The sequence below is a fragment of the Dyella mobilis genome (assembly GCF_016904945.1).
Classification (GTDB): domain Bacteria; phylum Pseudomonadota; class Gammaproteobacteria; order Xanthomonadales; family Rhodanobacteraceae; genus Dyella_B; species Dyella_B mobilis.
On record NZ_JADIKF010000011.1, the window covers coordinates 1 to 1117 of the forward strand.

A 1117-nucleotide genomic window follows, 5' to 3' on the forward strand; every position below is an offset into this window, starting at 1 on the left:
GGCAGAGTCAATCTAGAAGTGCGTCATCAATTTGATCCGCCAGATCATGACGTCCTAATGCGCGCATGAACATTTCAGCGGGACAGTGGTAGTCCAGGGTGGCGCGAGGACGAAGATTCAACCGACGCGCAATCGCATCCAATTGGCGTTGCGTGTAAATCGAAATATCTTCGCCCTTGGGTAAATACTGACGTAGCAGGCCGTTGGTGTTTTCGCAGATCCCACGCTGCCAAGGGCTATGCGGATCAGCGAAGTAGATCGCCAGGCCGGTTCGACGGGATAGCGTCTTATGCAGGGCCATTTCCTTCCCCTGATCGTAGGTCAGCGTTCGGCGCATCGACGCGGGAAGCGGCGCGAACGCACGGCTAAATCCATCCAGGGCTTCCTGAGCCGAACTGCCGCGCAATTTAACCAGCTTCAAAAACAGGGTCTGACGATCCACCAGAACCCCGACAGGTGCCGTGTTGCGCGTACCTTTGATCAGGTCACCTTCCCAATGCCCAGGCAATAACCGTTCGTTTGCTTCCGGTGGCCGATCGTGGATGCTAGGCAAATCGGGCATCTGACCACGCCGATTGGCGCCCTGGCCACGAGGACGACGCGCGCATTTGTGCTGCCTAAGCAATGCGACCAAGGCTTGCCGCAGCTGCCCGCGCGGTGCGGCATAGATGGCGGTGTAGATCGTCTCGTGGGACACGTGCCAAGCCGGTTGATCAGGGTGCTGACGACGCAGTGTGCGGCTGATCTGTTGCGGGGACCAGCCCTTGGTCAGCAGACCTTGCACGTGCCGCCACAGGCGTGAGGTCGGCAGCAATTTACGTGGGCGGCGCGCTTTGCGGCGTAGTCGAGCAGCGCGTTGCCCAGCTCGCTGAGCATCGTAGGCCAACCGTGGGCGCCCCATGAAGGGCTGCTCCACGGATTCACGATGACCGTTGCGAGCTAGCTCTCGTGAGATGGTGCTGGGTGAACGACCGAGCCATGCGGCCAACTGCCGGGCACTCTCCCCACGTGCTTTGCCCACCATGATCGCGCCGCGCTCTTCGGCACTTAGATGACTGTAATTCCTCGCCATGCAGCACCTCGGTTGGGGGTGTTGCACTTGAGTCTAGAGACCGCC

At 60.1% G+C, this 1117-nt stretch carries 1 protein-coding gene; it reads right to left on the reverse strand.

The annotated features are described in order from the left end of the window. Positions 1–7: 7 nt before the first annotated feature. Positions 8–1072, reverse strand: a complete 1065-nt coding sequence (locus ISS99_RS00055) for an IS30 family transposase (RefSeq protein WP_204629523.1) — start codon at positions 1070–1072, stop codon at positions 8–10. Positions 1073–1117: the final 45 nt, after the last annotated feature.